The organism is Streptomyces sp. JJ66 (assembly GCF_019303495.1).
In the GTDB taxonomy this organism is placed as follows: domain Bacteria; phylum Actinomycetota; class Actinomycetes; order Streptomycetales; family Streptomycetaceae; genus Streptomyces.
Map to the genome: position 1 here is coordinate 239,916 of NZ_JAEVFI010000005.1, position 24,605 is coordinate 264,520.

Below are 24,605 nucleotides of genomic sequence, written 5' to 3' on the forward strand. Positions count from 1 at the left end.
AGCGGGAGTCGAGTCGTGGAGCAGACGCCAGGCGGTGAGCCGCACGCGGAGCCGGCGCGCGCCGCCGAGGCGCTGGACCGTCCGCTGCCGGAACGGGTGCGGCACAAGGTCATCACTCTCACCGGTGACGCGATCGGTGCGCTGACCGTCGCCGAACTTCCCCCGCCCCTGCGCCAGTACGCCCGCTTCACCCCCGCGCGCCGGGTGAAGTTCGGCGGCAACGCCATGGCCGCCGCGCTGGAGAGCGACGTCGCCTTCCGGCAGCGCATCGCCGCGCGGCTGCGGGAGGCGTTCTCCGAGCTGACCGAGGCGCTGGACACCGGTACCCCGCCCGCCGCCGCCGACCCGGTAGATGTCGCCGCCCTCGCCTACGTGACGCGGCCCGAGGGCTGGGTCAAGCTGGTGGCCGCAGCCGGGGAGGAGGCGCAGCGGGCGCAGGCGGAGAAGGCCGGTGCGGAGGCCGAGCGGGAACTGGCCCGGCTGCGTGCCGAGCTGGCCGAGGCCCGGGAGGCCGGGCGCGACGGCAGCGAGAAGCACCGCGCCGAGCTGGAGGCCACCCGGCGCGAGATGGACGGTCTCAGCCGGCGGCTGCGCAGCGCGCTCAGCGACGTCAAGCGCGGGGAGGCGGCGCTGCGCAAGATGCGCGCCGAGCTGGAGGAGGCGCGGGCCCAGGCGGCGGCGCAGAAGGCGGCGTCCGACGGCGAGGTGCGGCGGCTGCGGGCGCGGGCGGCCGAGGCGGAGTCCGCGCTGGAGGCGGACAAGCGGGCGGCGCGCGAGGGCCGCAGCGTCGCGGACATGCGGGTGCGGCTGCTGCTGGACACCGTGCTGGACGCCGCGCAGGGGCTGCGCCGCGAGCTGGCGCTGCCGCCCACCGCGCACCACCCGGCCGACACCGTGGAGGCGGTGGAGCCGGGCCGGATGAGCCCGAAGGACATCGCCCACCGCGCGCTGTCCGAGGAGGACCCGGCGCTGCTGGACCAACTGCTCGCGCTGCCGCAGGTGCACTTGCTGGTGGACGGCTACAACGTCACCAAGACCGGCTACCCGACGATGCCGCTGGAGAAGCAGCGCCTGCGCCTGCTGGGCGGGCTGGCGGTGCTGGCGGCCCAGTCCGGCGCCGAGGTGACGTGCGTGTTCGACGGTGCCGACCTGGCGTCCCCGGTGCTGCTCGCGCCGCCGCGCGGGGTGCGGGTGCTGTTCAGCAAACCCGGGCAGACCGCCGACGAGTTGATCCGCCGCCTGGTGCGCGCCGAGCCGGACGGGCGTCCGGTGGTGGTGGTCTCCACCGACCGCGAGGTGGCCGACGGCGTCGCCGAGGCAGGCGCTCGCCCGGTGGCGTCGGCGCTGCTGCTGCGGCGACTTGCCCGTACCTGAGCCCCGCGTCCCAGGCGCCCGGTTTCGCCCGCTCGTCCGTTGCGTCCCGACGTGGGGCCTACGCAGCGTCAAGTGGCCGTTGCTTCAGGTGTGGTGTTGGTAAAGGATGGTCGTGGGGTAAGAGATTTTGACCGCGAAGATTTGAAGCGGGCTTCCCCACCTGGCTAATCTCAGGCCCGAACCTTCGCACGGTCGATCACCCACCCGGGGTGGCGGCGAAGGAACCGCCGACTCCGCGGCCCGACGCGGAACCGGGTCGCACAGGTGCGCGGCGCGGCAGGCGGCTGAGGCAAAGGAGCTCGCCCCCGTGGCGTCCCACCGTCGTCCCAAGCAGCCGGGGAGAACCCGCACGAGTGTTCTCACCGCGACCGCTGCGGCAGCCGTCGCCCTGTCCACCAACTCCGCTTACGCCGACCCGGCGCCCGATCCCGACGCGCGCGGTGTGCAGGCCGAGATCGACCGGCTGCACGAGGAAGCGGCCAAGGCCACCGAGAAGTACAACGGCGCCGAGGAGAAGGCCGACAAGCTCCAGGACCAGGTTGACAGCATCCAGGACTCCGTGGCGCGCGGTCAGGACGAGCTCAACGACCTGCGCGACGGCCTGGGTTCGGCGGCCACCGCGCAGTACCGCAACGGCGGCCTGGACCCCTCGGTGCAACTGCTGCTGTCCTCCGACCCGGACGACTACCTGGAGCGCGCCTCCGCCCTCGACCAGCTCAGCGGCACGCAGGTCGCCGCGATCGAGCGCATCCAGGACAAGCAGCGCAACCTGGAGCAGCAGCGCGACAGCGCCGCCGAGAAGCTCGACGACCTCGCGGACACCCGGGAGGAGCTGGCCGACCAGAAGGACAAGGTCCAGAGCAAGCTCGCCAAGGCGCGGGAGCTGCTCAACTCGCTGACCGAGAAAGAGCGCGAGGAGCGGCGGGAGCGCGAGGAGCGGGCCAGCCGCGCCTCCACTGAGCGCGCCGAGCGGGGCACGGAAGCCGCGCCGCCCACCGGACGCGCCGCCTCCGCCTACGAGGCGGCCGCCACCCGCGTCGGCATGCCCTACGCGTGGGGCGCCGAGGGCCCCAACTCCTTCGACTGCTCGGGGCTGGTGGTGTGGGCCTACAAGCAGGCCGGGATATCCGTGCCGCGCACCTCGCAGGCGCAGGCCAGCGCCGGTACGCGCATCAACTCGATGAGCGACCTGCGCGTGGGTGACCTGGTGATCCTGCGCAACGACCTGGGCCACGTCGGGTTCTACGCCGGCAACGGCCAGATGCTGCACGCGCCCTACCCCGGTGTGTCGGTCCGCTACGAGTCCATCTCCGGCTCGGGCATGCCGTTCATGTGGGGCGTGCGCATCTAAGCTGCCCCCGCTGCCCCGTCACCCCGGCGTCAACCGCGTGCCAGTTAATCCCTTCTTACGAGTGGTCTCGGGGAGCGGCCGGGTGCCGGGCGCCGCGTGCTGAGCTGGGAATTGTGCCGGTTCCGGGCCTGCAGGAGGCTCGCCGGGCGTTGGACGGCCGGTGAGCGGGCCGTTACTGTGCGGGCGCCGTTCAGCGGCAGCCAGCCCCTGCGGGGGAACACGCACACCGAACGCGGAGCAGTCGTGGGTTCGCACCGACACACCCCACCCCCCGGCTTCGGCAGGGGCGCCCGGGTCACCGTTTTGACGGCGGCCGCCGCCTCAGCCGCCGCGATGACCGCCCTCCCCGCGGGCGCCGACCCCAGGGAGCCGACAGCGGCTTCCGTGAGCGAGCGCGTGGACCGCCTGTACACGCAGGCGGAGCAGGCCACGGAGCAGTACAACGCGACCGCTGAGACCGTCGCCGACCTGCGCGAGCAGGTGGACCAGGCGCAGGACCAGGTGGCACGGGGCCAGGAGAAGGTCAACCGGTTGCGCGGCGCGCTCGGTTCCCTGGCCGGGGCGCAGTACCGCTCGGCCGGGGTGGACCCGGCGGTGACCCTCCTGCTGGCCACCGACCCGGACGGCTATCTGGACAAGGCCGCCACGCTGAACCGCATCGGCAGCCGCCAGATCGGGGAGCTGCGCGACCTGCGCACCGCCCAGCGCCTGCTGAACACCCGCCGGGACCGCGCTACCGACCGGCTGGCGGAGCTGGAGGACGAGCGCGAGAAGCTGAGCAAGCACCGCAAGACGGTGCAGGGCAAGCTCGCCGCGGCGCAGCGGCTGCTGAACACCATGTCGGCCCAGGAGCGCCGGGAGCGCGAGGAGCGGGAGCGCGCGTCGCGCCAGGCGGCCCGGCCCGCTGCGACCGCGACGGGGGTGGCCGCCGGAGCCTCCGGGCGCGCGGGCGCCGCGCTGGCGGCAGCTCAGACGGCGGTGGGCAGCCCCTACGGCTGGGGCCAGGCGGGGCCGCACGCGTTCGACTGCTCGGGCCTGACGCAGTGGGCCTACGGGCGGGCCGGGGTCTCCATCCCGCGCACCTCGCAGGCGCAGGCGCACGCCGGGCAGCGGGTGCCGCTGGCCCAGGCCCGCCCGGGGGATCTGGTGCTCTACCGGGGCGACGCCAGCCACGTGGCGATCTACGCGGGCGGCGGCCAGGTCATCCACGCGCCCTACCCGGGTGCCCAGGTGCGCTACGACCCGGTGAACATGATGCCGGTCAGTGCCGTGACCCGGCCCTGAGCGCACCGCCCCCGGCACCCTCGCCGGGCGCGCCCACCGCACCTCCGCCGGGCGCACCCCCGGCACCGGCCCGGTGGACGCCGACACCGGCCGCGTCCCGTGCTCCCGCCGCCCCGCTCACCGTCGTCCGCCACAGCCCGGCGCAGGACAGCACCGCCGCCGCCACCAGCAGCCCGTTGCGCACCACCAGCAGCGCCACACCCAGCGGCTGGCTGGTGACGACGGCGTCGAAGAACACCGGGAACTCCAGCAGCGTCACCGGCACGGCCGCCGCCACCAGCAGCGCGGGCCACCGCTGGTGCCGCGAGCGCAGCGTCAGGCAGACGGCCGCCAGACCCACCAGCCACACCAGGTACTGCGGGCTGAGCACCCGGCTGGTGACGGTGAACAGCAGCACCGCCGCCAGCGCCGCGTCCGCGAGGGTGGACGGGCCCCAGGTGTGCGCGCGCAGCCGCCACCACACCAGCCAGCCGAACGCCGCCACCGTCAGCAGCAGCGACCCGGTGGCCACCATGTCCACCTGCGGCCCCAGGAACTCCATCGAGCCGTAGTGCAGCCGCACCTCGCCCGGCCAGCCGAACCCCCGCGCCACGTGGAGGACCAGCGCCCCCAGGGACTCCACCTCCACCCCCCGGTCCCGCTGGGCGGTCAGGAAGTCCCAGCCGCCGGGCCGCGCGAGCGACAGCACCGCCGCGCACCCGGCCGCCGCGACGACGGCCGACCCCGCCAGCCGCGCCCCCCACCGGTCCCAGCGGGCACCGGCGAGCAGCAGCACGGGCCACACCTTGACCAGCGCGCCGAGCCCGGCCAGTGCCCCGGCCAGCCGGGGGCGGCGGACGGCGGCCAGCAGCGCGCCGACAGCCAGCGCGGTCACCATGAGGTCGTAGCGGGCGTATACGGTCGGCCCCAGGAGCGGCACCCCGGCTACCCACAGCCACGCCCCGGCCAGGCTGCTCCCCCTGCGCGCTCGTCCTCGTACGGCCCGCAGCAGCAGGGCGAGGACGAGCGCGTCGGTGGCGCAGGCCAGGACGAAGAACGCCGCCGGGTAGGCGAGGAAGGGCAGCAGATCAGGCGCGAGGACGGGCAGGGCGGCGCCCGGCGGGTACTGCCAGGAGACGTCGTCCAGCGGGTAGCTGCCGCCGCGCAGCACCTGGGCCCAGCCCTGGTAGATCACCGACACGTCCGAGGTGACGTCCGGGCCGCGCAGCCGCCACACCCCGAAGACGGTCAGCAGCAGCACGGCGCGGGTGAGCACCCAGGTGAGCAGCGGCAGACGCATACCGTGACCGTACGCGGTGCGACGCCCCGGCCGGTACCGGCGGCGCCGCGCCCACCCGGTACTGTCGTCGCCGATGCACCCGCCCATGCCCAAGACGCTGATCGTCACCAACGATTTCCCGCCCCGCCCCGGCGGTATCCAGGCGTTCCTGCACAGCATGGCGCTGCGCCTGGACCCAGACCGCCTCGTCGTCTACGCCTCCACCTGGAACCGCAGCGCCGAGGGCCGCGAGGCGACGGCACGGTTCGACGCGGAGCAGCCCTTCCCCGTCGTCCGCGACCGCACCACCATGCTGCTGCCCACCCCGCGCGTCACCCGGCGCGCGAGCGAGCTGCTGCGCGAACACGGCTGCACCTCGGTGTGGTTCGGCGCCGCCGCGCCGCTGGGCCTGATGGCACCGGCGCTGCGGGCGGCGGGCGCGCGGCGGCTGGTGGCCACCACGCACGGGCACGAGGCGGGCTGGGCCCAGCTGCCCGCCGCACGGCAACTGCTGCGGCGTATCGGCGAGTCCACCGACACGATCACCTACCTCGGTGAGTACACTCGCGCCCGCATCGCCCGCGCCCTCACCGAGCAGGCCGCCGCCCGCATGGTCCAGCTGCCGCCGGGCGTGGACGAGAAGACCTTCCACCCCGGCTCCGGCGGCGACGCGGTCCGCGCCCGCCTGGGCCTGACCGACCGCCCGGTGATCGTGTGCGTCTCCCGGCTGGTGCGGCGCAAAGGCCAGGACACCCTCATCGAGGCCATGCCGCGCATTCTGGCGCAGGTGCCAAACGCGGTGCTCCTCATCGTCGGCGGCGGCCCCTACGAGGCAAACCTGCGCCAGCTCGCGCAGGCCACCGGCGTCGCCGGCGCGGTGCGCTTCACCGGCGCCGTGCCCTGGGAGGAGCTGCCCGCCCACTACGGCGCCGGGGACGTGTTCGCCATGCCGTGCCGCACCCGGCGCGGCGGGCTGGACGTGGAGGGCCTGGGCATCGTCTACCTGGAGGCGTCCGCGACCGGCCTGCCCGTGGTGGCCGGAGACTCCGGTGGCGCGCCCGACGCCGTGCTGCCCGGCGAGACGGGCTGGGTGGTGCGCGGTGGCGACGCGGCGCAGACCGCCGAACGCGTCACCGCCGCGCTGAAGGACCCCGGGCTGCGCCGCCGCCTGGGGCAGGGGGGCCGGGCCTGGGTCGAGGAGCGGTGGCGCTGGGATCTGCTCGCGGACCGGCTGCGGGAACTGCTGTAACGCGCGGGGACGCCGCCCGCGTTTGCGGCCGGTGCGCAGGCCCAGCACGCTGGAGGCGATGGACCCCGTCGCGGCGCTGGACCGGATCGCGTACCTGCTGGAGCGGGCCCAGGCGCCCACCTACCGGGTGCGGGCCTTCCGCAGGGCGTCGGGCGTGCTGGCCGGGCTGCCGCCCGGCGAGGTGGAGCGCCGCGCCCGCGACGGCACGCTGACGCGGCTCAAAGGGCTGGGGGAGACGACGGCCACGGTCGCCCGCGAGGCGCTGGCCGGTACGGTGCCGGGATACCTGGCGAAGCTGGAGGAGCAGGCGGCGGCGCCCGAGCGGCTGCCGGAGGCCGCCGAGCGGCTGTGCGCGGCCCTGCGCGGCGACTGCCACACCCACTCCGACTGGTCCGACGGCGGCAGCCCCATCGACGTCATGGCCCGCGCCGCCCGGGACCTGGGACACGAGTGGGCCGTGCTGAGCGACCACTCGCCCCGGCTGACCGTCGCGCGCGGCCTGTCTCCGCAGCGGCTGCGCGAACAGCTGGACGTGGTCGCCGCACTGAACGAGGAGCTGGCTCCGTTCCGGCTGCTGACCGGCATCGAATGCGACATCCTCAGTGACGGCTCGCTGGACCAGGAAGCCGGGCTGCTGGACCGGCTCGACGTGGTGGTGGCCTCCGTCCACTCCGAACTGCGCATGCCCGCCGCCGCGATGACGCGCCGCATGGAACGGGCCGTGCGCAGCCCGCTCGTGGACGTGCTGGGGCACTGCACCGGGCGGCTGCTGGGCGGGCGGCGGGGGCGCCCGGAATCGCAGTTCGACGCGGCCCGGGTCTTCGCCGCCTGCGCCGAGTCCGGTACCGCCGTGGAGATCAACTGCCGCCCCGAGCGGCTGGACCCGCCGCTGCGGCTGCTGCGCCATGCGGTGTCCGAGGGCTGCCACTTCGCGATCGACACCGACGCGCACGCGCCCGGTCAGCTGGACTGGCAGCCGCACGGGTGCGTCCGCGCCGCCGAGTGCGACGTGCCCGCCGAACGCGTCGTCACCACCTGGGACGCCGACACCCTGCTGGCGTGGACACGCTGAGCCGCGCAGCGGGACGCCCGGCGGGCGGGCCGTAGGCCCTGGGACGCGGACGCCGGGCGGGCGCCGTCGGCCCCGCGCGCTGGCCGGGTGCCGTCAGCCGTACAGGGCCTCGATCTCGTGCGCGAAGTCCTTGGCGACGACGTTGCGCTTGAGTTTCAGCGACGGCGTGACGTGCCCGGAGTCCTCGGTGAACTGGGTCGGCAGCAGCCGGAACCTGCGCACCGACTCCGCGCGCGAGACGGCCGCGTTGCCGTCGTCCACGGCCTCCTGTACCGCGGCCAGCAGCTCCGGGTCGGCCAGCAGGTCGGTGCGGTTCAGCCCGCCCTTGCCGTGCTCCTCGGCCCAGCGCGGCAGGAACTCCTCGTCCAGCGTGATCAGCGCGCTGATGTAGGGGCGTCCGTCGCCGACCACCATGCACTCGGCGACCAGCGCGTGCGCGCGGATGCGGTCTTCGATGACGGCCGGGGCGACGTTCTTGCCGCCCGCCGTCACCAGGATCTCCTTCTTGCGCCCGGTGATGCTCAGGTAGCCGTCGGCGTCGAGGGTGCCGAGGTCGCCGGTGTGGAACCAGCCGTCCGCCATCGCCTCCGTGGTGGCCGCATCGTTGTTCCAGTACCCGGCGAACAGGTGCTCACCGTGCAGCAGGACCTCGCCGTCCTCGGCGATGCGCACCACCGACCCGGGCAGCGGCTGGCCCACGGTGCCGATCTTCTGCCGGTCCCACGGGTTGAACGCCGTCGCCGCGCACGACTCGGTCAGCCCGTAGCCCTCCAGCACGGTGAAGCCGATCCCACGGTAGAAGTGGCCCAGCCGCGAACCGAGCGCCGCCCCGCCGGAGATGGCGTGCGTGGCGCGCCCGCCGAGCACCGAGCGCAGCTTGCTGTAGACGAGCCGGTCGAACACCTTGTGCTTGAGCCTGACCCCCAGCGAAGGCCCGCCCGGGGTGCTCAGCCCCTCGCTGTAGGCGATCGCGGCGGCGGCGGCCTTGTCGAAGATCTTGCCCTTGCCGTCGCCCTCGGCCTTCGCCCGCGCCGAGTTGTAGACCTTCTCGAACACCCGGGGCACGCCGAGCACGATCGTGGGCTTGAAGGACGCCAGTTCGTCGGTGAGCGTCTTGATGTCCGGCACCAGCCCGAGCCGGATCGGCGCCATCACGGCCGCGAGCTGCACCATGCGCCCGAACACGTGCGCTGCCGGAAGAAACAGCAGCACCGAGCCCTCACCCGGCCGGAACAGCGGCTTCAGCCGCTCCACGATGTTGCCGCACTCGGCCAGGAACGACCGGTGCGTCAGCACGCATCCCTTGGGGCGGCCCATGGTCCCCGAGGTGTAGACGATCGTCGCCGGGTCGTCCGCGCACGCGGTGCGGCTGCGCTGGTCCACCGCCTCGTCCGGGACGTCGGCACCGGCGGCGGTCAGCTCGGCGACGCCACCCTCGTCGATCGTCCACACCTCGCGCAGCTCCGGCAGCCGGTCGCGGACGCCGCCGACGGTCCGCGCGTGCCCGGGGCTCTCCACGACGACGCCGACGGCACCGGAGTCACCGAGTATCCAGGCGATCTGCTCCGGGCTGCTCGTCTCGTACACCGGGACGGTCACCCCGCCCGCCGCCCAGATCGCGAAGTCCAGCAGCGTCCACTCGTAGCGGGTGCGCGACATCAGCGCGACGCGGTCGCCCGGCTCGACACCGGCGGCCATCAGCCCCTTGGCGACGGCGTTGACCTCCGCCAGGAAGGCCGTCGCGGTCAGGTCCTCCCACCGGGCCGCATCGCGCGGGTCCTTTCTGGCGATCACCGCGAGGTCCGGGTACTGGGCCGCGTTGCGACGGATCAGATCGGTGAGGTTTCCGTCCGCGGGGACCTCGTACAGAGCCGGAAGGCTGAACTCGCGCAAGACTGCTGCTCCTCGTCGGCACCGCCGCGAGACCGGGGGTGACCTCGCGTTGCTGGACGGCATAAGACGGCATGGACAGCGCGGACGTTACCCATCGGTAGAGGGACGGGTACAGACCCGCCAGTCAGATGTTCGCTGTGTCACACCCCGCGCGGCCAGCCTGCGGCGACACTAACACCGGCGCCGGTATTGCTCGCCTTTCCGCCTCCCCGCCCGGCTCAGGTGGCGAGGCCCGCACGCTGGACCACCGCACCCCGCGCGGGCCTCGCACCGGGCCGGAACCCCGGCCCACGCCGGGAACCCCGGGCCGACGGCGCCGTAGGGTGAGGCGCATGCGGATTCACGTGGTCAGCGACGTGCACGGGAACAGCGGGGATCTGGCACACGCGGGCGAGGGCGCCGACGTCACCCTGTGCCTGGGCGACCTCCTCCTCTTCCTGGACTACGCCGACTACCGCCGTGGCATCCTCCCGGAGCTGTTCGGCCCGGAGGCCACCGCCCGCTACGTGGAGCTGCGCACCGCACGGCGCTACGCCGAGGCCCGCACCTACGCCCGCGAGCTGTGGGACACAGTAGGCACCGTAGACGCTGTAGACATGGCCGCCGCCGTGGAGCCCGCCGTGCGCCGCCAGTACGCGGAACTGTTCGCCGCGATGCCCACCCCCACCTACGCCACCTACGGCAACGTGGACCTCCCCAAACTGTGGCCGGAGTACGCGCGGCCGGGCACCACCGTGCTGGACGGGCAGACCGCGCGGATCGGCGGGCTGACCGTCGGTTTCGTCGGCGGCGGCCTGCGCACACCGATGAACACCCCCTACGAGCTGGAACCGGACGTCTACGCGGAGAAGGTCGCCGCGCTCGGCACCGTGGACGTGCTGTGCTCGCACATTCCGCCGGAGGTGCCGGAACTGTGCTACGACACCGTCGCCCGCCGCTTCGAGCGGGGCAGCGCCGCCCTGCTGGAGGCGATCCACCAGATACGTCCCCGCTACGCCCTGTTCGGCCACGTCCACCAGCCGCTGGTGCGGCGCATGCGGATCGGCGCGACCGAGTGCGTCAACGTCGGCCACTTCAACGCCACCGGCAAGCCGTTCGTCCTGCGGTGGTGACGCGGGTGAGGTGAGCGCACCCCGCCCGCGATAGCCTGCCTGCGCAGACGGCGCGGCACGACTTGGCGCACACGGACTCAACGGCCACCCCGGAGGACCACAGCGATGGCGGAACACACCAGGTCGAGCATCACCATCGAGGCGGCCCCGGCCGACGTGATGGACGTGATCGCCGACTTCCCCCGCTACCCGCAGTGGACCGGCGAGGTCAAGGTGGCCGAGGTGCTGGCCACCGACGAGCAGGGCCGCGCGGAGAAGGTACGCCTGGTCCTGGACGCCGGCGCCATCCGCGACGAACACACCCTCGCCTACACCTGGCACTCCGGGCACGAGGTCAGCTGGACGCTGGTGAAGTCGCAGATGATGCGCGCGCTCGACGGGTCCTACCTGCTCACCCCGCTCGGCCCCGGCCGCACCGAGGTGACGTACCAGCTCACCGTGGACGTCAAGATCCCCATGCTCGGCATGATCAAGCGCAAGGCGGAGAAGGTCATCACCGACCGCGCGCTCGCCGGGCTGAAGCAGCGAGTGGAGTCCGGCGGCGCCACCCCCGGCCCCAGCGAGAGCTGACGTGCGCCGCACCGTCCTGGTCACCGGCGCGGGCGGTGCGGGGCGCACCACCGTGGCCGCCGCCACCGCGCTGGCCGCCGCCCGCGCGGGCCACCGCACCCTGCTCCTCAGCGCCGACCCGCTCGCCGCCGCCGCCACGGCAGACGCCGACGGCCCGCGCCTGGTGACCGCCGCCCCCGGCCCCTGCTCCCGCGCCGCCCTGCTCACCCTCCAGCAGCGCGGCCGGGCCGCCCTGGACCTGCTGGGCGCCCAGCCGCTGGAGGAGGACGAGCTGACCGAACTCCCCGGCGCCGCCTCCTTCGCCGTCCTGCACGCCCTGCACACCGCGCACGCCGAACCGGACGGCGCCTGGGACGTGCTGGTCGCCGACCTGCCGCCGGTGCCCGACGCCGTGCACCTGCTCGCCCTGCCCGGCCAGCTCGCCCGCTGCCTGCGCCGCCTGCTGCCGCCCGAGCGGCAGGCCGCCCGCGCCCTGCGCCCGCTGCTGGCCCAGCTCGCCGGGGTCCCGATGCCCGCCGAGTGGCTGTACGACGCCGCCGGGCGCGGGCAGGCGGTGCTCGCCGGTATCGTGCGGGTCCTGCGCGCGCCCGGCACCTCCGCACACCTCGTCGTCACCCCGGAACCCGGCGCACCCGACGCCGTCCGGGAGACGCGGGCCGGGCTGGCCCTGCACGGGGTGCCGCTCGACGGCGTCACCGTGAACCGCCTGCTGCCCGCCGAGTCCCCAGACCCCTACCTGCGCGGCCTGGGCACGGCCCAGCGCGAGGTCGTCCAGACGCTGCGGGGCGGCGCCGACACCGTGCCGGTGCGCGAGCTGCCGTGGCGGCCCGAAGCTCCGCGCACCGCCGACGGGCTGCGCGCACTGGACGTGCCCGCTCCCACGACGCCGGGTCCCGCACCCGGCCCGTACGTCGAGGACCACCGGGCGGTAGACGGCCTGCTGGTGTGGCGGCTGCCGCTGCCCGGTGCCACCAAGGCCCGCACGGAACTGCTGCGGCGCGGCGACGAGATCATCGTCACCACCGGCCCGTACCGGCGCGCCCTGCCGCTGGAGGGCGCGCTCACCCGGTGCACCGTCGCCGGAGCCCGGCTGGCGGACGGCGAGCTGACCGTCCGGTTCCGCCCCGACCCCGCACTGTGGCCCCGGGGCCGCTGACGGGTAGGGTCGAAACCCCGGGATTCCCCGGATAACCCGGGAGCCCGAGGTGCCCGAGGTGCCCGGGCCGACGAGCAAGCCGAGGACGCCCGGCACCCCCAGCAGCCCGGGAGTCAACCGAATAGCCCGAGCAACCCAGGTAGTTCCGAGAACCACGCGACGCAGCAGGAGCCGGGAGCCCGTGATGAGCGATGCCCGAGGACGCGAGCCGCACGGCCAGGACGACGCAGGCCCCACCCCCACCGGTACCGGCGGGGACGCCGACGCCTGGGCGGACGCCTGCGCGGAGGATCTGGCGGCCGAGCGGGCCCGCCGCCGCGCGCGGTACGCGCAGGAGCCCGGCAGCGCGGCCGAGGAGCTGCGGCGGCTGGCGGAGACGGTCGCCGGGAAGCTGGCCGGGCTGACCGGCGGCAGCGCGGCGCAGGGCCAGGACTGGGCCCGGCAGGTCGTGGAGGGCGCGCGGGCGGCCGTGGAGCCCGTCGTCCGGCGCAACCCGCAGGTTTTCGAGCACCTGTCGGCGGCGGGGAACGAGCTGCTGGCCGCCTACCGTTCGGCGGTGTCCGGCCAGGAGCAGCGCTGGACCCGTGGCGCGCAGGACTCCATCATCCCGGAGGCCGCCCAGGCCCGGGACGCCGACCGCGCACCCGCTGACAGCGACACCCCCGCCCCCCGAAGCGACCGCCGCGACGCCCCTGAGGCCCGTGACGGCCACGACGCCCGGGACGACCACCGCGACGGCCCCGACGACCCGCCCGGCACCGAGCGCATCGACCTCGACTGACCCCCGGCTGCCACCGGCAGCAGCCACCGGGCACCGCCCGCCGGCAAACCCCAGCTCCGGTAACGTTGAGTACAGCGGGGCTCTACCGGATAACTGAGGGACTTATGGGACTCACCATTGGCGTCGACATCGGCGGTACCAAGGTCGCGGCCGGGGTGGTTGACGAGGACGGCAACATCCTGGAGACCAGCCGGGTGCCGACCCCGCAGACGGCCGAGGGCGTCATCGACGCCATCGCTGACGCGGTGCGGGAGGCCAGCGCCCACCACCAGGTGGAGGCCGTCGGCATCGGCGCGCCCGGCTACGTGGACGACAAGCGGGCCACCGTCCTGTTCACGCCCAACCTGAGCTGGCGCCACGAGCCGCTGAAGGACAAGGTGGAGCAGCGCGTCGGGGTGCCCGTCGTGATCGAGAACGACGCCAACGCGGCGGCCTGGGGCGAGTACCGGTTCGGCGCGGGCCAGGGCCACGAGGACGTCGTCTGCATCACCCTGGGCACGGGGCTGGGCGGCGGCGTCATCATCGGCGGCAAGCTGGTGCGCGGCCGGTACGGCGTCGCCGCCGAGTTCGGCCACATCCGCATGGTGCCCGACGGGCTGCTGTGCGGCTGCGGTAACCAGGGCTGCTGGGAGCAGTACGCCTCCGGCAGCGCACTCGTCCGCTACGCCCGGCAGCGCGCGGCGGCCACCCCGGAGAACGCGGGCACGCTGCTGGGCCTGGGCGACGGCACGCCCGGCGGCGTCCAGGGCAAGCACGTCAGCCAGGCGGCCCGCGAGGGCTGTCCGGTGGCCATCGACTCCTTCCGGGAGCTGGCCCGTTGGGCCGGTGCCGGGCTCGCCGACCTCGCCTCGCTGTTCGACCCGGCGGCGTTCATCGTCGGCGGCGGCGTCTCCGACGAGGGGGACCTGGTGCTGGAGCCCATCCGCAAGTCCTACCGGCGCTGGCTGGTCGGGGCCCAGTGGCGCCCGCACGCCCAGGTGCTGGCGGCACGACTCGGCGGCAAGGCCGGGCTGGTGGGCGTCGCCGACCTGGCCCGCCAGGGCTGACCGGCCGGGCGGGTCCGACGGGGCTGACGAGCCGGGCGGGCAAGCCAGGGCTGACGGACCACAGGCGATGACGGGGGATGCGCGGCGCTGAGCCGCCCGCGCTCCGCACGGCGCACGCCGTACGGTGAGGGTATGACCAGGCCCCGGGACCTGCCCGCGTCCGCCACCCGCGCCGACGGCTCCGCCGTGATCCGCCTGCTCAGCTACAACGTCCGCTCGATGCGGGACGACGCGGGGGCGCTGGCCCGGGTGATCCGGGCCAGCGCCCCCGATGTCGTCTGCGTGCAGGAGGCGCCGCGCTTCTTCCGCTGGCGCAAGGCCGTCGCCCGCCTCGCCCGCGCCACCGGGCTGACCTACGTCACCGGCGGCGCCACCGCCTGCGGGCCGATGATCCTGGCCGCGCTGCGGGCCACCGTCGAGCACACCGAGGATGTGCTGCTGCCGCGCACACCGGGCCTGCACCAGCGCGGTTTCGCCACCGCCGTGCTGCGCTTCGGCCAGCACGCGCGGCTGAGCGTCGTCAGCTGCCACCTCAGCCTCCAGCGCGAGGAGCGGTACGCTCAGGCCGGGCTGCTGCTCGACCGGCTCGCGGCCACCGAGCCGCTCCCGGCCGTCGCCGCCGGTGACCTCAACGAGCGTCCCAACGGCCGCGCCTTTAGGCGGCTGACGGCGCGGCTGGACGACGGCTGGGCGCTGCGCCCGTGGGGCGGCGAGCACACCTCGCCCGCCCGCGACCCCTACCAGCGCATCGACGCGGTGCTCAGTCACGGCGTCGAGGTGCTGGGCTGCGGCGTGCCCAGCGGCCTGCCCGGGATCAGCGATGCCGCGCTGCGGGCCGCCAGCGACCATCTCCCGGTGCTCGCCGCGCTGCGCGTACCGGCCGCGCGGGCCGACGCGCGGCCTCGCGCCGCAGCAGATAGTTGACGAACACCCCGGTCAGCAGTGCCACGGCACTGAAGACGAACAGCAGGCTCAGCATGTGTGTCCCCCAAGTCACCTGAGCGGGCCGTCCCCCTCGTCCGGCCCCACGACCGAGACTAGTGGACGCCGCCCGGGTGGGTACGGCAGCACCGCGCGCGGGCTCAGACCACGGCGCCGCGCCCCGGATCGTCCCAGTCGTCCTCGTCGCCGTCCCGCAGCCGGGTCACCAGCGTGGCGAAGCCGCCCAGGAAGCCGCCGACGCCGAGCACGGAGATCCACCAGGTGAAGTCCCACTGGAGCAGCACGGCGGCCAGCAGCAGCGCCGGACCGCCCAGCACGGCCAGCCAGGCGAACTTGGTGGTGGTGTCCGGCCGGGGCAGCGGCGGCGGCTCGGGCGGAATGAAGTGGTCCTCGTCGGCGGAGGGTTCGGCCGCCTTCCAGTCGCGCGGGCCCGCCCCGGGCGAGTAGACGGTGAAGCTGCGTACCGGAGCGTCGTCGGCGGCGCCCGCGCCCTCGCGCCCGCCGGGGGCCGACCCCTCCCGCTCCTCGCGCCCGCCTGGGGCCGCTCCGTCCCGCTCCTCGCGCCCGTCCTCGTGCCGCCCCGGCTCCGGCTGCGGCTCGCGGGCTTCGCCGGTCCCGTGCCCCTCGCGGCCCTCCGCGGCGTCCTCCCGGCCCGGCTCGCGCGGCTCGTCCCCGTCCCGGCCCGTGCGGGACTCCGGCTTCGCCCACACACCCGGCGGGTCCGGCGGCTCGGCGCCGTAGCCCGCCACGATCTGCGCCCAGGCGGCTTCCTCGTCCAGGGGCTCCCTGCCCTCGCCCTGGCCCTGCTCACGCCCCGTCACGTGCCGCCTTCCTCGCTGCCAGCCGGGTGATGAACGCGTAGGAGTCGGCGAAGATCCTCTCCGCGTCGTGGTCCAGTGTGGCCACGTGGTAGCTGTCCTCCAAAACGGTCTCCGTCACCTCGGTGGAGGAGACGGCGCTGAGGATCACCGCCGTGTCGCTGGGCGGCACCACGTGGTCCACGCGGCTGTGCAGGACCAGCAGCGGCTGGGTCACCTGGGGCAGCTCACCCCGGGTCAGCTTCAGCAGCTCCCGCAGCGAGTGCGCGGCGTGCAGCGGCACCCGGGTGTAGCCGAGCTCCTCGGGGCCCTCCTTGCGGATGTCGCTGGTGATGCCCTTCGTGGTGCGGACCAGGTGGCGCACCACAGGCAGCGCGTACCCGGACAGGCGCGGGAACGTCATCGCCGGGTTGACGACGGCGATACCGCTGACCGCGTCCCCGTGCTTGGCCGCCAGGCGCAGCGCGAGCGCCCCGCCCATCGACATCCCGGCCACGAACACGTGGCGGCAGCGCTGGCGCAGTGCGTGCAGCTCCCGGTCGAGCGTCGCGTACCAGTCCTGCCAGCCGGTGACGGCCAGGTCCTCCCAGCGGGTGCCGTGCCCGGGCAGCAGCGGCACGCTCACGCTCAGCCCCTGGTCCGCCAGATACTGACCCCACGGTTTCACGGACTGCGGCGAGCCGGTGAAGCCGTGGCTGACCAGGACGCCGATCTCGGCTGAGCCGTCGTGCCGCATCGGCTCGCACCCGGGAAGCAGCTGCACGTGGGATCTCCGTTCGGCACGGGGAGGCGGGTCCTGTCACCCTACGCGCGTGCGGCGAGGCCGGGTAGCCCGGTAGGCCCGCCGGGCCAGACGGTGGGTCGGGATAGGGTGCGCAACGTCAGACACAGGAGGTTCAGGGGTGCTGTACGGCGCGATGAAGGTCTCGATCGGCGGGTCGCTCAAACTCGCCTTCCGCCCGTGGGTGGAGGGGGCCGAGCATGTTCCCGCGTCGGGTCCGGCGATCCTGGCGAGCAACCACCTGTCCTTCTCCGATTCCTTCTTCCTGCCCGCCGTCCTCGACCGCAAGGTCACCTTCGTCGCCAAGGCGGAGTACTTCACCACCCCGGGGGTCAAGGGCAGGCTGACGGCGGCGTTCTTCAAGGGCGTCGGCCAGCTGCCGGTGGACCGCTCCGGGGCACGCGGCGCCGCCGAGGCCGCGATCAACAGCGGCATCAAGGTGCTGGAGGAAGGCGGCCTGTTCGGTATCTACCCCGAGGGCACCCGCTCGCCCGACGGGCGCCTGTACCGGGGCAAGCCCGGCGGGCTGGCGCGCATCGTGCTGGCCACCGGCGTGCCGGTCATCCCGGTGGCGATGATCGACACCGAGAAGATCCAGCCGCCGGGCAAGGTGGTGCCCAAGCTGATGCGCCCCGGCATCCGGATCGGCCGCCCGCTGGACTTCAGCCGCTACGAGGGCATGGACGGCGACCGCTTCATCCAGCGCTCGCTGACCGACGAGGTCATGTACGAGATCATGAAGCTCTCGGGCCAGGAGTACGTGGACATGTACGCCACCGCGGCCAAGCGGCGGATCGCGGAGGCGGAGAAGGCCGCGAGGGCGGCCGAGAAGGCGGCGGAGAAAGCGGAGAAGGACGCCGCGAAGAACGCCGCGAAGGACGCGGCCAAAGCCGCCGCGAAGGAGCAAGACGACGACCAGGCCGCCTGAGCGCGGGGTTTCCTCCGGGGGGAGTGACGATGACCGGCACACACGACGCGACCCGCCCCAGCGGCGCGGGCCAACCCTGCCACCCGGCCCACCACGCCGACGCGCCGGACCGCGCTGACGCGGCCGAACCCGGCGAGGCGGCCAGCGCCGCGGACGCGCCTGCTGGCGGCGGCGGTGCGGTGCGCACCGGTGCGCGGGCGCCGCGCCGGGTGCCGCTGGCGCGGTTCGCGGGGCGGCTCAGGGTGACGCGGATGTCCGTCGAACAGCCGTTGTGGCGCGCGCTGGCCGGGTACCGCGTGCTGACCGCCGCCTACGCCGTCGCCGTGTTCAGCTACAACATCGACGCCTACACCCGCGACCTGATCGGCGTGGCCTTCCTGACCGTGCTGTCGGTGTGGACGCTGGCCACGCTGCCGAAGGTCTCCTCAGCCGCGCGCTGCACCCCGCGCTTCCTCGCCGCCGACCTGGTGCTCGCGCTCACCGGGATACTCATCACCCCGCTCGCCGACACCCGGGCCCTCGTCGGGCCGACGCTGCCCTCGGTCTGGGTGGCCGGAGCGGTGCTGGCGTTCGCCATCAAGGGCGGCTGGCGGTGGGCGGCGGGCGCGTCGCTGATCATCGGCGCGGCCAACATCGTCGAACGCGGCGCGCTGGGCGGGGACACGATCCACAACATCCTGCTCGTGACCGTGGCCAGCATCGGCATCGGCTACGTCGTGGAGGTGGCCCGCTCCTCCGAGCGCGCGCTCGCCGAGGCGCTGCGCATCGAGGCGGCCACCCGGGAGCGCGAGCGGCTGGCGCGCGACATCCACGACAGCGTGCTCCAGGTGCTGGCCATGGTGCAGCGGCGCGGTTCCGCGCTGGGCGGTGAGGCCGCGGAGCTGGGCCGGATGGCGGGGGAGCAGGAGGTGGCGCTGCGCGCGCTGGTCTCCAGCGGCATCGACGTCCGTGGCTCCGGCGCCCCTGGCCTGGGCACGCCCCGCCCTGGCGTCCCCGGTTCCGGCGTCCGCGACCCCGGCGGCGGCCCCGGAGGCATCCAGACCCCGTACCCGCTCCCGCCCCCGGACGGCGCCGAGCCCACCGACCTGCGCCCCCTGATCGCCCCGCACGCGGGCCGCCGGGTCACCATCGCCGACCCGGGCGCGCCGGTGCTGCTGCCGCCCGCCGCCGCCCGCAACGTCGCGCAGGCGGTGGGCGCGGCACTGGACAACGTGTGGCGGCACGCCGGGGAAGCGGCGCACGCCTGGATTCTGCTGGAGGACGAGCCCGACGCCGTCGTGGTGACGGTGCGCGACGACGGCCCCGGCATCCCGGCGGGACGGCTGGCGGCGGCCGAGGCGGAAGGGCGCCTGGGCGTGTCACTGTCGATCCGGGGGCGGCTGCGCGAGATCGGCGGCAGCGCGGACATCGTCTCGACGACCGGCCAGGGTACGGAGGTTGAGCTGAAGGTGCCGAAACATGACTGAGATCGCTGACAGCCCCCACCCCGCCGTGGAGCCGCGCGTCACGGTGATGGTCGTCGATGACCATCCGATGTGGCGGGACGCGGTGGCGCGCGACCTGGCGGCGGCCGGGTTCGAGGTGGTGGCCACCGCCGGGGACGGGCCGCAGGCCGTGCGCCGCGCCGAGGCCGCCCGTCCCGACGTCCTCGTACTCGACCTCAACCTCCCCGGGCTGCCCGGGGTCGAGGTCTGCAAGCGCCTGGTGTGCGAGGGCTCCTCGCTGCGGGTGCTGGTGCTCTCGGCCAGCGGTGAGCACGCGGACGTGCTGGAGGCCGTCAAGTCCGGGGCGACCGGGTACCTGATGAAGTCGGCCGGGCCCGGGGAACTGATCGAGGCGGTGCGCCGCACAGCCGCCGGTGACCCGGTGTTCACCCCCGGTCTGGCCGGGCTCGTCCTGGGCGAATACCGGCGGCTGGCCGGGGAAGCCGGGGCGGCGGGCACCTCGCGCGAGGCGGGCGGCTCCAATGCCCCGGCGCTGACCGAGCGGGAGACAGAGGTGCTGCGGCTGGTCGCCAAGGGGCTGTCGTACAAGCAGATCGCCGAGCGGCTGGTGATCAGCCACCGCACGGTGCAGAACCACGTGCAGAACACCCTGGGCAAGCTCCAGTTGCACAACCGCGTCGAGCTGGTGCGGTACGCGATCGAGGCTGGTCTGGACGAAGGGTGACCACACGGTGACGTAACGTCTACGCACGACGTGAGCTTCAGGAGGCGACACCATGCGGGTCGGAGTGCTGACCGGCGGCAGCGACTGCCCCGGCCTCAACGCGGTCATCCGCGCGATCGTCCGCAAGGGCGTACAGGAGTACGGCGACACCTTCACCGGCTTCCGCGACGGCTGGCGCGGCGTGCTGGAGAACGACACCATCGCGCTGGGCATCCCCCAGGTACGCGGCACCCTGCCGCGCGGCGGCACCGTGCTCGGCTCCTCCCGTACCGATCCGCTGGCCGGTGCCGACGGTCCGGCCCGCGTCCGCGCCACCCTCGAAGCGCACCGCCTGGACGCGCTCATCGTCATCGGCGGTATCCACACCCTCACCGCCGCCGCCTCCCTGACCGAGGAGCACGGCATTCCCTGTGTGGGCGTGCCCAAGACCATCGACAACGACATCGCGGGCACCGACTACACCGTCGGCTTCGACACCGCCGTCACCGTCGCGACCGAGACCATCGACCGGCTGCACACCACCGCCGAGTCCCACAAACGGGTGCTCGTGGTGGAGGTGATGGGCCGCAACAGCGGCTGGATCGCGGTGCACGCCGGGCTCGCCGGCGGCGCGAACGGCGTGCTGATCCCCGAGCGCCCCTTCGACCTGGACCGGGTCTGCGGCTGGGTGCAGTCCCGGTTCGGGGCCAGTTACGCCCCGATCGTCGTCGTCGCCGACAACGCCCGCCCCGCCGGCTATCCGGTGCGGCTGGGCGGCCTGTCCGGCATCGGGGAGTGGCTGGGCCACGAGATCGAACGCCGCACCGGTCACGAGGCCCGCGCCACCGTACTCGGCCACATCCAGCGCGGCGGCACCCCCACCCCGTTCGACCGCTGGCTGGCCACCCGCTTCGGCCTGCACGCCATCGACGCGGTACACGCCGGGGCGTGGGGCCAGCTGGTCGCCCTGCACGGCACCGACATCACCCGCGTCCCCCTGTCCACCGCCCTCGCCACCACCAAGACGGTCGATCCCTCCCGCTACGCCGAGAACGAGATCTTCTTCGGCTGAGCCGAGCGGTGGGGCGCCGCATCCCGGCACCCCACCGCGCCCTGCCCCGCCCCGCCCCCGAACGGCCGTACCACACCGTGGCGTTCACCTCCACCCGCCGGACGGGCGGCCCGGCGGGTGACGCCGGAACCGCGGCTCGCTCCCGGCCGCGCGGGGGCTACCGAGCCCGGTCGCCCGGCGTCTGGATGGCTGCCAGCAGGTTGGCCAGAACGCGGGTGCCCTCCAGGGTCAGCACCGACTCCGGGTGGAACTGGACACCCGCCGCCCCCGGCGCGCGCAGCGCGTGGACATCGCCGCTGGCCGGGTCGCGGGCGAGGTCCACGCCGGACCGTGCCAGCCGGTCGGCGGTGGCGGCGTCGCAACGGGCGGTGAAGGAGTTGTAGAAGCCGACCGTGTGTGCCTCACCGAACAGGTCGATGCGCTCCTGGGCGCCCTGAAACGGCTGGTCCTTGCGCACCAGCGGCAACCCGAGCTCGGCCGCCAGGAGTTCGTTTCCCAGGCACACGCCCAGCAGGCCGTGCCGGTGGCCGCGCAGCAGCTCGGCGGTCAGCGCGCGCAGGCCGCGCAGCCTGGGATCGTGCGCGTCGCGCGGATCGCCGGGACCGGGACCGAGTACCACCGGTCCGGGGTGTGCGCGCACGACCCGGCGCAGGCCCGGCGCGTCGTACCGGCGGACGGTCACGGGAACCTCCGAGGATGCCCCGGCCTTCAGGCCGGGGAGGAATCGGACTCCTGCGGAGCAGGGCAGGGAAAGCCGAATCGCCGTCAGGGCGATTCGGTGTCCGCCCCGGCGGCGTCGCGCTCGACCTCCAGCCGGTAGACGATCTCGGAGTTGAGGGACCTGCGGGCGGACTTGGCCTGAGCGACAAGCCATTCGTGCAGGTGGGCGGGCAGGCGGAGCGTGATGCGCTTCTCTTCATCCATGACCCCAGAGTAGTGGATTTTGAGTGGTCGGCCAGTGGTAGAGTGGTGTCGTGACGACGCGAAAGAAGGTTCCGGAGGATGTCGGGCACGCCCGGTACACCTATCGGCTTCGCGTGTCGTCCACCGCCCGCACCGGCCTCCTCGCCGAGTGGGCGCGCTGCCGCTGGGTGTGGAACGAGTGCGTGGCCATGTCCCGCAAGGTCCACACCGCGAACCGCGACACCCCGGACGACAAGGTGACGTGCGGCCCGGCGCAGCTCGACAAGATGCTGACCGAGGCCCGCACCGCCATGTCGTGGCTGCGTGAAGGCGCGTCGGTGCCGCAGCAGCAGATCATCCGCGACTTCGCCAAGTCCCGCGCCAGGGCACTCAAGGACATCAAGGCGAAGCTGCCCCTCCGGCAGCGCGCGGGCATGCCCCGCATCAAGCGCAAGCGTGACGCGTTGCCCACCATGAACTACACCCAGCGCGGATTCCGCCTGAAGGACGGTCGCCTGCACATCGCGGGCGGCATCGTGCTGACGGTGGTGTGGTCCCGTGATCTGCCGGCCGACCCGAGCAGTGTGCGCGTCTACCAGGACAGTCTGGGGCACTGGTACGCCTCGTTCGTCCTGGCCGCCGCATCTCAGCCGCTCCCGTCCACGGGGCGGGTGCTGGGGGTGGACTGGGGTGTGAAGGAGATTGCTACCACCACCTCCGACGCTCACGATCTTCCCCACCCGCAGTATGGCAAGAATGCGGCGCGGGGTCTGGCTCGCTATCAGCGGATGATGGCCCGCCGTAAGCCCGCGCGGGGGCAGGCGGCGTCGAAGGGGTACCGCCGGGCGCGGCGGCAGGCTGCGAAGGTGCACAAGAAGGTGGCGCGGCAGCGGCAGGACACCGGCCGCAAGTGGGCCAAGTCCGTGGTCCGGGATCATGACGCGATCGCGGTGGAGGACTTTCGGCCCAGGTTCCTGGCGAAGTCCACTCTGGCGCGTAAGGCGGCTGACGCGGCGATCGGGGCCACGAAGGCGGCTCTGGTGGAGATGGGCCGTAAGCATGGGCGGGATGTGCGGCTGGTGCATCCCGCGCACACCACGATGGACTGCGCGGAGTGCGGAGCGAGAACCAAGCACGCACTGCCTCTTTCGGAACGTACCTACACCTGCACCGCGTGCGGAGTCGTATCCCCCAGGGACAAGAACTCCGCCCGCGTGATGCTCGTCCGGGCTGGTCTCAACCCGGCTGGTGCTGATCGTGTAAGAGCTGGCGGACCGCTGGTCCCCAGCCAACGTGAGCCAGGAATCCCCGTCCTTTAGGGCGGGGAGGATTCAACTCAAGTCCGGTGGAGCGCACGCACGTGCGCGAGCATCGCGGTGAAGGTGTCCTCGGCGTCCACCACCAGGGCGTGACCGCGCAGCGGGCCGCGACCGGCCGCCGGGCGCAGTCGCAGCCAGAACGGCGCCAGGCCCGCGCGCCGGGCGTCCAGGGCGGCCCGCACGCGCGGATCGGCGGCCAGCTCCGGGCGCGAGGCCGACGTCGCAGGACGGCCCGGGCGTACGCCGAGCGCGGTGAGCACCCCGGCCGCCTTGGCGTGCGTCTCGGCGACCTCCCCGGCCGGGTCGGAGTCACGCACCAGTGTCGCGCCGACCGGGACGCGAAGCCGCCCGGACGCGGTGTCGATGTCGGCGGTGCGGATGAGGATGGGGGAGTCCAGGCACTGGGCGCCGCCCGCGTCCCGCCCGAGCAGCGCCAGCGCGCCCGCGTAGTAGCCACGTCCGGTGGCCTCGTGCCGCCGGATCACCCGGCAGGCGTTCTCCACCGGGCTGCCGGTGACCGTCGCCGCGAACATCGTCTCGCGCAGCACCTCGCGGGCGTCCAGCGTGGTGCGTCCGCGCAGCTCGTACTCGGTGTGCGCGAGGTGCGCCATCTCCTTCAGCCGGGGCCCGACGACGACACCGCCCCGGTCGCCGACGGTGCACATCATCTTCAGCTCCTCGTCCACGACCATCGACAGCTCCGCCGACTCCTTGGCGTCGTCCAGGAAACGCAGCAACCCCTCGGTGCTCGGCCCCTGCGGCGGATAGCGGTAGGTGCCGCTGATCGGGTTCATCACCACCGTGCCGCCGGTCATCCGCACGTGTACTTCCGGGCTCGCGCCGACCAGGGTGCGCGCTCCGGTGTGCACGACGAACGTCCAGTACGCACCGCGTTCACCAGCGAGCAGACGGCGGAACAGGGCGAGCCCGTCGCGCGGGGTGTAGCCGTCGATCACGCCCTCGAAGACACGGCGGATGACGAAGTTGGCGCCCTCCCCGGCGCCGATCTCCTCCCGTACGACGCGGCGCACCAGGCCTTCGTAGGCGGCGTCGTCCACGTCGAACGCGCCGCCAGTGACGCCCACCTGATGCGCGGGCAGCGCGGCCAGCACCTCCGCTACAGCAAGCTCATGCCGCTCGCCCGGGACCAGCACCGTCAGCGGGGTGCCATCGTCGGTGACGTCGAAACCGCGCTCCCTCAGCTGCCGGAACGGCACCAGCGCGAGCGCGCCGAGCCGACCGCCGTCCGGCAGCTCCGCCAGCGACGCGACGTCCCGCACCTCGCCGACGAGTACCTCCACCACGCCGTGGTCGCGGCCCGGCGTGCGTCGGCGCACCAGGGCGAAGGGCGGGGGCGTGTGGGCTGAGCAAGCGTTCCAGGAGGGTGGCGGCGGGGGCAAGGGACACGGCGTCTTCCTTCCGTCGGTGAGTGCCGGGAGAGGAAGCGGCCCGCCGCGCGTGCTGCGCCTACGCAAGAAGGCCGCCTCTCGGGCGGCCTTCGCGTGGTATGTCCGGGGTACGCGCAGTCAGTGGGCCGCCGAAGGAGCG

Annotated in this window: 22 protein-coding genes and 1 pseudogene; 16 read left to right on the top strand and 7 right to left on the bottom strand. The window is 74.0% G+C overall.

What is annotated here, in order from left to right:
• Positions 1-15: 15 nt before the first annotated feature.
• The 3 genes from JJV70_RS05880 (at position 16) to JJV70_RS05890 (ending at position 4,009) form a co-directional block, all read left to right on the top strand.
• Positions 16-1,374, top strand: coding sequence for an NYN domain-containing protein (locus tag JJV70_RS05880; RefSeq protein ID WP_219046632.1), 1,359 nt, complete (start codon positions 16-18; stop codon positions 1,372-1,374).
• A gap of 307 nt (positions 1,375-1,681) precedes the next feature.
• Positions 1,682-2,725 (top strand): C40 family peptidase, encoded by a 1,044-nt coding sequence (locus JJV70_RS05885; RefSeq protein ID WP_219046633.1) that lies wholly within the window; start codon positions 1,682-1,684, stop codon positions 2,723-2,725.
• A 243-nt stretch (positions 2,726-2,968) separates the two neighbouring features.
• A complete protein-coding gene (locus JJV70_RS05890) occupies positions 2,969-4,009 on the top strand; it encodes an NlpC/P60 family protein (RefSeq protein ID WP_308294692.1) in 1,041 nt (346 codons plus the stop codon).
• Here the strand turns inward: JJV70_RS05890 and JJV70_RS05895 are convergent.
• Entirely contained in the window at positions 3,987-5,288 is a 1,302-nt protein-coding gene (locus tag JJV70_RS05895) for a glycosyltransferase 87 family protein (RefSeq protein WP_219046634.1), read from the bottom strand. The genes JJV70_RS05890 and JJV70_RS05895 overlap by 23 nt on opposite strands.
• Before the next feature lie 85 nt (positions 5,289-5,373).
• Between JJV70_RS05895 and JJV70_RS05900 the strand changes: the two genes are divergently transcribed.
• Together JJV70_RS05900 and JJV70_RS05905 are read left to right on the top strand one after the other, a co-directional pair.
• A complete protein-coding gene (locus JJV70_RS05900) occupies positions 5,374-6,516 on the top strand; it encodes a glycosyltransferase family 4 protein (RefSeq protein WP_219046685.1) in 1,143 nt (380 codons plus the stop codon).
• A 58-nt stretch (positions 6,517-6,574) separates the two neighbouring features.
• A complete protein-coding gene (locus JJV70_RS05905) occupies positions 6,575-7,588 on the top strand; it encodes a PHP domain-containing protein (protein ID WP_219046635.1) in 1,014 nt (337 codons plus the stop codon).
• Positions 7,589-7,681: 93 nt separating this feature from the next.
• Here JJV70_RS05905 and JJV70_RS05910 read toward each other — a convergent pair whose 3' ends face one another.
• Positions 7,682-9,481, bottom strand: coding sequence for a long-chain fatty acid--CoA ligase (locus JJV70_RS05910; protein WP_219046636.1), 1,800 nt, complete (start codon positions 9,479-9,481; stop codon positions 7,682-7,684).
• A gap of 332 nt (positions 9,482-9,813) precedes the next feature.
• Between JJV70_RS05910 and JJV70_RS05915 the strand changes: the two genes are divergently transcribed.
• The 6 genes from JJV70_RS05915 to JJV70_RS05940 all read left to right on the top strand — a co-directional run bounded on the left by JJV70_RS05915 (position 9,814) and on the right by JJV70_RS05940 (position 15,070).
• Positions 9,814-10,593: a metallophosphoesterase gene (locus JJV70_RS05915; protein WP_219046637.1), complete on the top strand. Its 780-nt coding sequence runs from the start codon at positions 9,814-9,816 to the stop codon at positions 10,591-10,593.
• Between the two features lie 105 nt (positions 10,594-10,698).
• Positions 10,699-11,163: an SRPBCC family protein gene (locus JJV70_RS05920; protein WP_219046638.1), complete on the top strand. Its 465-nt coding sequence runs from the start codon at positions 10,699-10,701 to the stop codon at positions 11,161-11,163.
• 1 nt (position 11,164) lies between these two features.
• The gene (locus JJV70_RS05925) at positions 11,165-12,319 is read left to right on the top strand and encodes an ArsA family ATPase (RefSeq protein ID WP_219046639.1); all 1,155 of its coding nucleotides are present in this window, start codon (positions 11,165-11,167) and stop codon (positions 12,317-12,319) included.
• A gap of 184 nt (positions 12,320-12,503) precedes the next feature.
• Positions 12,504-13,100 carry a DUF5304 family protein gene (locus JJV70_RS05930; protein ID WP_219046640.1) on the top strand — a complete coding sequence of 199 codons (597 nt, stop codon included), beginning with the start codon at positions 12,504-12,506 and terminating at the stop codon, positions 13,098-13,100.
• A 104-nt stretch (positions 13,101-13,204) separates the two neighbouring features.
• The gene (locus tag JJV70_RS05935) at positions 13,205-14,146 is read left to right on the top strand and encodes an ROK family glucokinase (RefSeq protein WP_219046641.1); all 942 of its coding nucleotides are present in this window, start codon (positions 13,205-13,207) and stop codon (positions 14,144-14,146) included.
• A 132-nt stretch (positions 14,147-14,278) separates the two neighbouring features.
• Entirely contained in the window at positions 14,279-15,070 is a 792-nt protein-coding gene (locus JJV70_RS05940) for an endonuclease/exonuclease/phosphatase family protein (protein ID WP_219046642.1), read from the top strand.
• A 158-nt stretch (positions 15,071-15,228) separates the two neighbouring features.
• Here the strand turns inward: JJV70_RS05940 and JJV70_RS05945 are convergent, their stop codons facing one another.
• Together JJV70_RS05945 and JJV70_RS05950 are read right to left on the bottom strand one after the other, a co-directional pair.
• Positions 15,229-15,909 carry a hypothetical protein gene (locus tag JJV70_RS05945; RefSeq protein WP_219046643.1) on the bottom strand — a complete coding sequence of 227 codons (681 nt, stop codon included), beginning with the start codon at positions 15,907-15,909 and terminating at the stop codon, positions 15,229-15,231.
• Positions 15,896-16,669: a carboxylesterase gene (locus JJV70_RS05950; RefSeq protein ID WP_219046644.1), complete on the bottom strand. Its 774-nt coding sequence runs from the start codon at positions 16,667-16,669 to the stop codon at positions 15,896-15,898. The genes JJV70_RS05945 and JJV70_RS05950 overlap by 14 nt, the downstream gene beginning before the upstream one ends.
• 139 nt (positions 16,670-16,808) lie before the next feature.
• Between JJV70_RS05950 and JJV70_RS05955 the strand changes: the two genes are divergently transcribed.
• The 4 genes from JJV70_RS05955 (at position 16,809) to JJV70_RS05970 (ending at position 20,835) form a co-directional block, all read left to right on the top strand.
• Complete coding sequence (locus JJV70_RS05955; protein ID WP_374227251.1) at positions 16,809-17,615, top strand: lysophospholipid acyltransferase family protein; 807 nt, start codon at positions 16,809-16,811, stop codon at positions 17,613-17,615.
• Positions 17,616-17,866: 251 nt separating this feature from the next.
• Positions 17,867-19,081, top strand: a complete 1,215-nt coding sequence (macS, locus tag JJV70_RS05960; RefSeq protein WP_219046687.1) for a MacS family sensor histidine kinase — start codon at positions 17,867-17,869, stop codon at positions 19,079-19,081.
• Positions 19,074-19,784, top strand: a complete 711-nt coding sequence (locus tag JJV70_RS05965; RefSeq protein WP_257573435.1) for a response regulator transcription factor — start codon at positions 19,074-19,076, stop codon at positions 19,782-19,784. Before macS ends, JJV70_RS05965 begins: the two co-directional genes overlap by 8 nt.
• Positions 19,785-19,836: 52 nt before the next feature.
• A complete protein-coding gene (locus JJV70_RS05970) occupies positions 19,837-20,835 on the top strand; it encodes an ATP-dependent 6-phosphofructokinase (RefSeq protein ID WP_219046645.1) in 999 nt (332 codons plus the stop codon).
• Positions 20,836-20,992: 157 nt separating this feature from the next.
• Here the strand turns inward: JJV70_RS05970 and JJV70_RS05975 are convergent, their stop codons facing one another.
• Entirely contained in the window at positions 20,993-21,517 is a 525-nt protein-coding gene (locus tag JJV70_RS05975; protein WP_219046696.1) for an aminodeoxychorismate/anthranilate synthase component II, read from the bottom strand.
• An 83-nt stretch (positions 21,518-21,600) separates the two neighbouring features.
• Positions 21,601-21,759: an Arc family DNA-binding protein gene (locus JJV70_RS05980; RefSeq protein WP_219046646.1), complete on the bottom strand. Its 159-nt coding sequence runs from the start codon at positions 21,757-21,759 to the stop codon at positions 21,601-21,603.
• Positions 21,760-21,809: 50 nt separating this feature from the next.
• Between JJV70_RS05980 and JJV70_RS05985 the strand changes: the two genes are divergently transcribed.
• On the top strand, positions 21,810-23,057 hold the full coding sequence (locus tag JJV70_RS05985; RefSeq protein WP_219046647.1) for an RNA-guided endonuclease TnpB family protein: 1,248 nt from the start codon (positions 21,810-21,812) through the stop codon (positions 23,055-23,057).
• A gap of 1 nt (position 23,058) precedes the next feature.
• Here JJV70_RS05985 and JJV70_RS05990 read toward each other — a convergent pair.
• Positions 23,059-24,457, bottom strand: a pseudogene (locus JJV70_RS05990) (chorismate-binding protein); the annotation flags it as partial.
• Positions 24,458-24,605 lie beyond the last annotated feature (148 nt).

Bases quoted from the DNA above. Each gene is read 5' to 3' on its own strand.
- JJV70_RS05895 (WP_219046634.1), bottom strand. From the start codon at position 5,288: ATGCGTCTGCCGCTGCTCACCTGGGTGCTCACCCGCGCCGTGCTGCTG.
- JJV70_RS05930 (WP_219046640.1), top strand. From the start codon at position 12,504: ATGAGCGATGCCCGAGGACGCGAGCCGCACGGCCAGGACGACGCAGGC.
- JJV70_RS05915 (WP_219046637.1), top strand. From the start codon at position 9,814: ATGCGGATTCACGTGGTCAGCGACGTGCACGGGAACAGCGGGGATCTG.
- JJV70_RS05935 (WP_219046641.1), top strand. From the start codon at position 13,205: ATGGGACTCACCATTGGCGTCGACATCGGCGGTACCAAGGTCGCGGCC.
- JJV70_RS05920 (WP_219046638.1), top strand. From the start codon at position 10,699: ATGGCGGAACACACCAGGTCGAGCATCACCATCGAGGCGGCCCCGGCC.
- JJV70_RS05900 (WP_219046685.1), top strand. From the start codon at position 5,374: ATGCCCAAGACGCTGATCGTCACCAACGATTTCCCGCCCCGCCCCGGC.
- JJV70_RS05905 (WP_219046635.1), top strand. From the start codon at position 6,575: ATGGACCCCGTCGCGGCGCTGGACCGGATCGCGTACCTGCTGGAGCGG.
- JJV70_RS05940 (WP_219046642.1), top strand. From the start codon at position 14,279: ATGACCAGGCCCCGGGACCTGCCCGCGTCCGCCACCCGCGCCGACGGC.
- macS (WP_219046687.1), top strand. From the start codon at position 17,867: ATGTCCGTCGAACAGCCGTTGTGGCGCGCGCTGGCCGGGTACCGCGTG.
- JJV70_RS05965 (WP_257573435.1), top strand. From the start codon at position 19,074: ATGACTGAGATCGCTGACAGCCCCCACCCCGCCGTGGAGCCGCGCGTC.
- JJV70_RS05980 (WP_219046646.1), bottom strand. From the start codon at position 21,759: ATGGATGAAGAGAAGCGCATCACGCTCCGCCTGCCCGCCCACCTGCAC.
- JJV70_RS05970 (WP_219046645.1), top strand. From the start codon at position 19,837: ATGCGGGTCGGAGTGCTGACCGGCGGCAGCGACTGCCCCGGCCTCAAC.